Source organism: Streptomyces phytophilus (assembly GCF_013870535.1).
Lineage (GTDB): Bacteria > Actinomycetota > Actinomycetes > Streptomycetales > Streptomycetaceae > Streptomyces > Streptomyces phytophilus.
The window spans coordinates 1-8,606 of the sequence record NZ_JACBXC010000141.1 but is presented as its reverse complement, the minus strand read 5'-3'; the positions used below and the strand labels follow the sequence as shown (position 1 = coordinate 8,606).

The window sequence follows — 8,606 nt, the reverse complement described above, 5'->3', positions numbered from 1 at the left end:
GGTGTCGAAGCAGTACCAGGGCCGCCCACCGCATCGTGCAGGAGGCCCTCACGAACGCGCGTAAGCACGCTCCCGGCATGCCGGTCGACCTCACGGTGGCGGTGGCAAGGGGGGCGGTGGCGATACGGGCCGAGAACGAGTGCGGGGGCGCGGCGGAGCGGTCTGGAGGGCCGCGGGGCGGGGCGTCGGACGGGACGCCGGGCAGGGCGTCGGACGGGGCGTCGGACGGGGCGTCGGACGGGGCGTCGCGAGGATACGGCCTGGTGGGCATAGCCGAGCGGGTGGCCGCCCTGAACGGCGAACTCACCACGGGGCGCGCTGCCGACGGCAGGTTCGTACTCACCGCCGAACTGCCCGTGCCCGTACATCCGGTGGAGGAACCGCCTGTGGACGAACCGCCGGTGCTGAGCGGGGTGGCCCGGTGATCCGCGTCCTGGTCGTCGACGACGACGCGTTCGTGCGCGCGGGGCTGAGGGACCTCGTCGCCACCGACGAGGGGCTCGAACTCGCCGGGGAGGCCGCCGACGGCCGGGCCGCGGTGGCGGCGGCCCGCAGCGGGCGGGTCGACGTCGCCCTGGTGGACATCCGCATGCCCGGCATGGACGGCATCGCGGCCACCGCCGCGCTGAGCCGGCTGCCGGACCCGCCCGCCGTCATCGTGCTCACCACGTTCGACCTCGACGAGTACGTCTACGGCGCGCTGGCGGCGGGAGCCGCGGGGTTCCTGCTGAAGGACACCCCGCCGGACGCCATCCTCCAGGCGGTCCACGTGGTCGCCCAGGGCGCGGCGATGCTCTCCCCGACGGTCACCCGCACGGTCATCAGCCGCTTCCACCGACCGGAGGCCACCCGCAGCCAGGCGGCGAGGGAGGCGGCGGCGCGGCTCACACCGCGGGAGCGGCAGGTGCTGTCGGCGGTGGCGGACGGGATGACGAACGCGGAGATCGGGGCGCTGCTGCGGCTGCGGGAGTCGACGGTGAAGGCCCATGTGAGCCGGATCCTGGCGGAGCTGGGGGTGGCGAACAGGGTGCAGGCGGCGCTGGTGGCGCGGGATCTGGTGGGGTGAGGGGCAGGGCCAGGCGCCGGTGCGGGCGCGGCAGCCAGGCGCCCGGTGCGGGCGTTGGCGTCGGAGTCGGCGGAGGGGACGCCCAGCCCGAAGAGGCGCAGGCGGCGGACCGAGGGCGACGAGAACGGATCCCCGAGCAACAACCCCTCACACCCGCCCAAGGGTAGGCGCCTGCTCTGACAACGAGCCCGGGTCACCGGCGGGGTCGGCTGGTCAGACGTGTGGGGAGGGCGGGTGCCGGGGGGGCGGGCGGACCGGGTACGGGGCCGGGTACGCGGACCGGGTACGCGGATCGGGTACGGGGACCGGGTACGGGGGCTGCGGCGTCGGGGTGGGTCGTGGTGCGTGGGGGTGGGCCGGCGTCCGGGGGATCCGTGAAGGGAGTAGCCGTGTCGTTGGGGCTCCCCCCGGGCCACCCTGCTTTTCAGTGTGGGCCTGCGTCCGGTGTCAAGGGCGTTCCCTCCGCTTCGCTGCGGGAACGTCGCTGCGCGATGGGGCTTCGCCCCACCCTTGACACCGGACTCCGGCCCGAAACAGACCGGCAGCTAAGGGTGGCCCAGGGGGAGCGGGCACCCGAACGCTGTGGCTACGAAGGCGGTGCCCCGCCGACGGGGGGCGGACCACCGGCAGTTGAGGCCGCTCCGATCGCCGAGGCACCCCGGCGCCCGGGAGCCGGAACACCGGAGCCGGGCGTGCCCGATCGCCGGGGATGCCCCGGCGATCGTGGGACGGATCACCGGAGGCGGGACCGCCCCGAGCGCCGAGGCGCCCCAGCGGTCGGGGTCGGATCGCGGGAGCCGGGCCCACTCCGATCGCGGAGGTGCCTCGGCGCGCCTGGGGCGGATCACCGGCACCGGGCCTGCTCGTTCGCCGGCTGTCCCCGCCGCTGGGGCCGGCCCGGAGGCGGCGTGATCCACTCGCGGGTGTCCGAGGCGGCTGGGGAGTGCGTGTAGATGGGCAAAAGTCGGCCCGCGTGGGTGTTTTGCACCGGTTTAGCGGGCGGGTTGCCGTGAGTTCGTCTCGCTGACGCGCATCGGGTGGCCGCAGGGTGCGGATTGCGGGCTTGCGGGTGGCTCCGCGCGCGTCGCGAGGCGAAACTCGACCCAGGAGGGAGATTCGCCCTGGTTTGGGGGGCGCGATTCCGCGAGTTTGTGCAGGTAGCGTCCATTCCGGGCCGTCTGGCGGGTGGTTGGCGGTGGCCGGAGCGGGTTGGTGCGTCTGGGTGGGCGAAAGTCGGGTTGCGTGGGGGATTTGGGGTGGTTTAGCGGGTGGGTTACCGCGAGTTCGTACCGGCTGGCTCCCGGAGCAGGGCTGACCGGACTCCGGGGGTCCGGCCCTTGCGCCGGGGGATCGGCGCCGCCCCCGGGTGATCCGGCCCCCCACCGACGGGGCACTTCAGTGCTCGGAGTGGGCCGGTTCGGGTGATGCGCCCCGACTCCGGGATACCTCAGCGATCGGGCAAGCCCGCCTCCGGTGGTCCGTCCCCACCGGGTACTTCGGCGATCGGGGTGGGCCCGACTGCCGGTTGTCCGCCCCCCGTCGGCGGGGCACCGCCTTCGTAGCCACAGTGTTCGGGTGCCCGCTCCCCCTGGGCCACCCTTAGCTGCGGGTCTGTTTCGGGCCGGAGTCCGGTGTCAAGGGTGGGGCGAAGCCCCATCGCGTAGCGACGTTCCCGCAGCGAAGCGGAGGGAGCGCCCTTGACGCCGGACGCAGGCCCACACTGAAAAGCGGGGTGGCCCGGGGGGAGCCCCAACGACACCGCCATTCCCCTCGCCGCACCCCCCGACACCGGCCCCCACCCACGCAGCAGCAGCACGCCAGCAGCGCCCCGGCCCCCCGACACCGGCCCACCCCACGCACCACCCCCACCCCGACACCGCACCCCCCGCACCCGCCCCACGCCCACGGCCAACCCGCCGGCCCCGCCGACGACCCGGGTTCGTTGTCAGAGCAGGCACCTACCCTTGGGCGGGTGTGAGGGGGGATTGGGGGGGATTGGGAGGGGCTGGCGGATCCGGTAGGGCGTGGGGTCTGGTGCCGGGTTTAGTTGTGTGTCGCGGTGCGCGTTCCGGGCGTGTTCCACCGTGGTGTTCCGCCTTGCCTGCTCTCCGCGACCTCCCCCGACCACGGTCCCGGAGCGGTCGTCCTACGAGCCCGCCGTCACCGTCACTTCCTTCGTGAACGGCCCCCACTTCCCATCCGGCAGCTTCGCCCGCACCTTCACCGCGCACGTCGCCTTCGCCTTCTCCTCCAGCGGCAGGCTGATCCGCCCCGTTTCCTTCGGCGCCGACTCGCCCAGCACCAACTGCGAGCCGAACTTCCCGTCCACGTACACCTCGTACTCCGTGACGTCCCCGCCCGCCTTCGGGGCGTTCCACACCAAATCGAGGTTCCATACGCCCGCGTCCTTGCGCGCCGTCGCCTGGAGGTCCGTCGGGACCTCCGCCCCCGTCCTGCCCTCCGGCTCCGATTCCGTCGTGACGGATGCCGACGGGCTGTCCGGACTGGTGTTGTCGAGGGCGTCGCGGGCCCTGACCGTGAAGGTGTAGTCGGTGTCCGGGCGGAGGGTGGTGACCGCGGCGGTGGTTTCCGTGCCGGCGACGCTGTGGATCTTGGTGCCCTCCTGGTAGATGTCGTAGGACGTGACTTCCTTGTTGTCCTCCGACTTCGCCCACGTCAGCGTCGCCGAACGCGGCCCGTCCGCCCGCGCCTTGAGGCTTCCCGGTCGCGTCGGGGGCTTGCTGTCGTCCGTGTCCGCCGACGGGGTCGTGACCGGGGCCGCCCGGCCGGGGGCCGACAGTTTGCCGTCGGTGTCCCGGGCGCGTACGGAGAAGGTGTACGAGGACGACGGCTTGAGGCCGGCGATGTCGATCATGTGCTTCTCGGCCGGTACGTTCTGGATCTTCTTGCCGTTGCGGTACACCTCGTACCGCCGTACCTTCTCCGCTTCCGCCGCCTTGTTCCACATGACGTGCACCGACGTCGACGTGCTCGTGTAGACGGTGACGCCGGTCGGTACCGTCGGCGTGTCCGGTGGTTCGGCCGCGGCGCCGCTGTCCGAGCTGCAGGAGGTCGCGGTCAGGGCCAGGAGGCAGGCGGCGGTGGTGCTCAGCGCGGCGAGCGTGGGGGTGGGCCTCACAGGGACGCCTCTCATCGTGCGAAGCAAAGGTCCAGACCTTTTTCGCACACTCACCGCGTACATTTCAAGACGTCGGCAGCGCCCCGCAGTTCAGCCCTTCTTGCCGCCCCTGTCGCCATCCCTGTCGCCGTCCCTGCTGCCGCCCACGCGCAGCAGCGCGGTGAGGTGCGCCGCCGCCGTGGACAGGTGCCGGCGGGCCTCGCGAAGCTGGTCCGGCGCTACGCCGTTGTCGCGGGCCGCGTCGCGGACGTCGTCCCGGAACCGGTCGAGCAGGCGCTCCAGTTCGCGGGCCAGCTCAGCGGGCGTGGCGTCCTGGGGCGTGTCCTCCTCGGCCCACTCCGGGGTGTCGGCGGGGTCCGGCTTGACGTACGGCGGCCAGGGTGTGCTCACGCCGCCCATCCCGGTGGTCCCCTGAGCCGTGTACATCCCGCCCGGGGGCGGGGTGGGCGTGGCCGCGTCCGCGATCCTGTCGGACGGGGAGGCGGTGGGTTCTTCCGGTCCTGTGGGGGAGCCTCCGCCGTTCCCCGCGGCCCTGTCCGCCTCCGGGCCCGGTCCCGGTCCCGGTCGCGTTTCCGTTCCCGTTCCCGTTCCCGCGGCCGTTCCGGTTCCCGGTCCCGGTCCCGTTGCTGCCTCCTGCGGCGTCCCCGTGCCGCGGCCTCCGAAGCCGCCCAGGTTCCCCAACTCCCGCGTCAGCTCCGCCAGGCCGTCCATCAGGCCGCCCTGCCAGTCGCCCGTACGCACCCGCGTCTGCACCTGCTCCTGCACCTGCCGCGCGATCCGCTCCGCCTCGCTGCGCACCCGCTCCTGCGTCTCACGCGCGTGCCTGCGCGCCTGCTCCGCGTCCTGCCGGGCCCGCCGCGTCTCGTCCTTCGCGCGCTTCGCCTGCTCCTTGAACTCCTGCTTCGCCCGTTTGAAGTCCTCCTTCGCCTGCCGCCACGACTCCTTCTCCCCGGCGCTCGCGCCGCGGGCGCCGCCCGACGTGCGGGCCTCCTTGGCCGCCTGGCGCATCTCGCGGCGCAGGTCGCTGGCCGTGCCGCTGACGTCGGCCTGTATCTCGGCCGCCAGTTCCGCGACGGACTCGCGGATCTCCAGCTCCAGTTCCGCCAGCTCCGCCTGGCGGGCGGCGAGTTCGGCGCGGCCCGCCTCGGTGATCGCGTAGACCTTCCGGCCGCCCTCGGAGGTGTGCGTGACCAGGCCCTCGGTCTCCAGCTTGGCGAGCCGGGGGTAGACGGTGCCCGCGGAGGGGGCGTACAGGCCCTGGAAGCGCTCTTCGAGGAGGCGGATCACCTCGTAGCCGTGGCGGGGGGCCTCGTCCAGCAGCTTCAGCAGGTAGAGCCGAAGGCGGCCGTGGGCGAAGACGGGGGGCATGTCAGAGCACCTTCTTGTCGGCCGGGCCGGCGGAGTCGGCCGGACCTGTCGAGTCTCGCGGACCTGTCGCGTCCTGCGGGCCGGTCGCGTCCGCCGGGTCCGGCGCGTCCTCCGGCTCCTCCTCCGTCCCCGCCGGGCGCCGGAGCAGCGCCAGGGCGCCGGAGACGGTGGTCGCCTGCAGCGAGCCCTTGCCCGCCCCCAGGCGCCCCTTTACGGACTTCGCCCCCCACTGGCCGCCGATGTCCAGCGCTGCGAAGGCGTTGGAGACCGCCCCGCTCGTCGTGCTCGCGTGCACCTCGACGTCCGGCTCCTCGGGCAGCCGTACGGCGATCTCGCCGGAGACCGTGTTCACCCGGACGTTCGCGGCGCGGGCCGCGGGGGAGAGGTCGATGACCATGTCGCCGCTGACGGTGTCGGCCTGGACACTGCCGCCCGCGCCGTCGATGAGCGTGAGGGAGCCGGAGACGGAGTTGTAGCGCAGGTCGCCTTCGAGGGCCTGGGCCTCCAGTTCCCCCGACACGGTGTCGGCGCGGACCGGGCCCGAGAGCCCGACGAGGGTGGCGCCGCCGCTCACCCCGCGTACGTCCGTACGCCCCGCGATGCCGGAGACGACCGCGTCGGCGCCGACGACGCCGACCTCGACGCGGGCGGTGGCCGGCACGGCCAGGGAGACGACGGCGCGGCGGCGCCAGCCCTTGCGGTCGAGCCACTTCAGGAAGCCCCGCCAGGGCAGGTCCTCGTACGCGACCGTCAGTTCGCCGTCCTCCAGGGAGACGCGCAGCGGCGGGCCCTCGATCTCGCTGACCTCCAGGCGCGCGGCGCCCGGCCGGCCGGTGTCGTCGTGGGTCCCGACGACGTGCACGGCTCCGTTGACGATCCGCACCTTCAGGGCCGTGACCGGCTCCTCGAAGGCGAGGGTCTGGGGATCGGCCACAAGCTGCACCGGCATCCACGGCCTCCTGACTCGGGCTCTGGCGAGCGCTCGCACCCAACGCAACATATCGCGTCTCTGCCAAGACACGATATATCGCGGTGCGGGGAAGTCAAGCGGCCGCTACTCCTCGTCCTCGTCGTCGAGCCGGGCCAGCCAGGTGGCCAGCCGCTCGACCGGAACCTCGAATTCCGGGTTCAGGTCGACGAACGTACGCAACTGCTCGGCAAGCCACTCAAGGGTGACCTCCTCCTCGCCGCGCCGCTTCGCCAGCTCCTCGATGCCGCGGTCGGTGAAGTACATGGTGGGTGCTCCGGGAGGGGGAAGAAGAGGGGATAGTGACCGGTTCAGTATCGCTCACCACGGAGGATGACCGGCCGACGGCCGCGGGTACCGTCGCGGGGCGGCGGTCGGCGGACTAATGTCGGTGCATTGGGCACCGAGCGTAGTCGGGGGAACCGGATGAGCAGCAACCTTCCGCAGCGCGTGACTCTGCCGGACGGCACCGAGGTGTGGGTCCGGGCGACGCCGCTGGACGAGCGGGTCGCGGCGGGTACGCGGGCGGGGGTGCCGGCGCCCGGAGGCGCCCGCGCGGGTGCCGGGACGGGCGCCGGACCGGATACCGGGCCGCAGCTCGATCCGGATGGGGGTCAGGACCAGGACGCCGACGACGATCTCGAACCCGTCGCCGACTGGGGCCGGTTGACCTCCCGGCTCGCCGGGCTCACGCCCCTCGTCGGCGGTGTGGCCGCCTCCGTACGGGCCGCGACCGCGGCCGCCGCACCGCACGAGGTGAGCGTGACGTTCGGCGTGGAGATCTCCGCCGGGACGGGGAAGGCGATCGCGCTGCTGGCCGACGCGAACACCACGGCGCAGCTGTCGGTCACGCTGACCTGGCAGCCCGGCGCACACCCGGCCGACCCCTCCGGGGCGGAGTCCTCTACCGCATCGGCTGCCGCATCAACTACTGCGCCCGATACGGCTGCATCTGGTGCATCCGGCACGTCTTCCACGGCGTCTGCACCGGTATGAGGGTTCCCATCGAGAGCAGCGAGGCCGCGGACTACGCGCGTTACCAGCTCTGCAAACTGGCCGCCGCGGCGACGGTCGACATCCGGGCGGCGCCCGGTTCGGGGGACGGGTCGCTGTGGGGCAGCGGGTTCCTCGTCGCGCCGGAGTGGGTGCTGACCTGCGCGCACGTCTTCGTCCACCCCGACGGCTGGCGGCGCGGTACGGCGCCGGGCGAGCTGATCGGCGTGGTCGTGGGCGGGCGTACGGTGCCGGGGCGGGTGGAGTACAGCATGCCGTCGCCGGACAGCACGGCCGCGCGGATGGGCCGCGATCCGGAGGTGCGGGACGAGACGTTCGCCGAGGCCGTGATGCAGGTGGGGCCTGATCTGGCCCTGGTGCGGCTGCTGCCGGTACGGGCCGACGCGGCGGGAGCGGCGGAGGGGCCGCCGGGCGAGGTGCGGAACAGGATCCCGTACCCGGCCTACTTCACTGCCCCGCCCGGCCCCGCCCGGCCGCCCGCCGGCAGCGAACCCGTCTGGCTCGGCGACCGCTACGACGACTTCCTCGACCAGGCCGTCCTCCTCAGCGCCCACGGGCGCGCCGGTGCCGGAAGCGGCGACGGGGCCGAAGCGGCGCTGCTGAGCGCCGAGTTCGCCGGGCGCAACGGGCAGCAGATCCTCCTCGGCACCCCCACCCCGATCCGCAAGGGCGCCTCCGGCGGCCCCGTGCTGCACCTCGGCCGCGGCGAGGTCGTCGGGGTGGTCAAGGCCCGCTACCGCGGCGGCACCGGCGGCGGCACCGCCGTCTCCCTCGACGAGCTGCAGGCGCTCTCGCCGGAGCACCTGCTGCCCGGGGCGGAGGGCCTGGGCCCCGAGCCGTACCGCGAGCTGATGCGGCTGCACGACGCCTGGCACCGGCACCGCCACTACGGCATCGACGACGAACGCACCTCCTGGACCGACCTGCAGCGCGCGCTGGGCGGACCGCGGTTCGGGGCCTGGGGCGCGCTCGACCGGCTCAGCGCGCTGTCGCGGCTCGCCGACCTGCCCGCTCCGCGCGACCCGGAGGTCGTCGAGCGTCTGGTGCACCAC

At 73.7% G+C, this 8,606-nt stretch carries 8 protein-coding genes; 4 read left to right on the top strand and 4 right to left on the bottom strand.

The features are described from left to right. A partial coding sequence (locus H5J30_RS10210; RefSeq protein ID WP_374100963.1) for a sensor histidine kinase occupies window positions 1–425 on the top strand: 425 nt, incomplete at its 5' end. Then, entirely contained in the window at window positions 422–1,066 is a 645-nt protein-coding gene (locus tag H5J30_RS10205) for a response regulator (RefSeq protein ID WP_181787105.1), read from the top strand. The genes H5J30_RS10210 and H5J30_RS10205, both read left to right, overlap by 4 nt. A 2,146-nt stretch (window positions 1,067–3,212) precedes the next feature. On the opposite strand, the gene H5J30_RS10200 is transcribed toward H5J30_RS10205, so the two are convergent. The 4 genes from H5J30_RS10200 to H5J30_RS10185 all read right to left on the bottom strand — a co-directional run bounded on the left by H5J30_RS10200 (window position 3,213) and on the right by H5J30_RS10185 (window position 6,807). After that, on the bottom strand, window positions 3,213–4,205 hold the full coding sequence (locus H5J30_RS10200) for a fibronectin type III domain-containing protein (protein ID WP_181787104.1): 993 nt from the start codon (window positions 4,203–4,205) through the stop codon (window positions 3,213–3,215). A 90-nt stretch (window positions 4,206–4,295) separates the two neighbouring features. Then, window positions 4,296–5,573 (bottom strand): PadR family transcriptional regulator, encoded by a 1,278-nt coding sequence (locus H5J30_RS10195; protein WP_181787103.1) that lies wholly within the window; start codon window positions 5,571–5,573, stop codon window positions 4,296–4,298. 1 nt (window position 5,574) lies between these two features. Further along, window positions 5,575–6,522, bottom strand: coding sequence for a DUF4097 family beta strand repeat-containing protein (locus H5J30_RS10190; protein WP_181787102.1), 948 nt, complete (start codon window positions 6,520–6,522; stop codon window positions 5,575–5,577). A gap of 105 nt (window positions 6,523–6,627) precedes the next feature. Continuing rightward, window positions 6,628–6,807 carry a DUF6104 family protein gene (locus H5J30_RS10185; RefSeq protein WP_181787101.1) on the bottom strand — a complete coding sequence of 60 codons (180 nt, stop codon included), beginning with the start codon at window positions 6,805–6,807 and terminating at the stop codon, window positions 6,628–6,630. A gap of 159 nt (window positions 6,808–6,966) precedes the next feature. Between H5J30_RS10185 and H5J30_RS10180 the strand changes: the two genes are divergently transcribed. Together H5J30_RS10180 and H5J30_RS10175 are read left to right on the top strand one after the other, a co-directional pair. Beyond that, window positions 6,967–7,536, top strand: a complete 570-nt coding sequence (locus H5J30_RS10180; protein ID WP_181787100.1) for a CU044_2847 family protein — start codon at window positions 6,967–6,969, stop codon at window positions 7,534–7,536. Next, window positions 7,533–8,606, top strand: a 1,074-nt coding sequence (locus H5J30_RS10175) for a trypsin-like peptidase domain-containing protein (RefSeq protein ID WP_181787099.1), incomplete at its 3' end; no start/stop codon positions are given. The genes H5J30_RS10180 and H5J30_RS10175, both read left to right, overlap by 4 nt.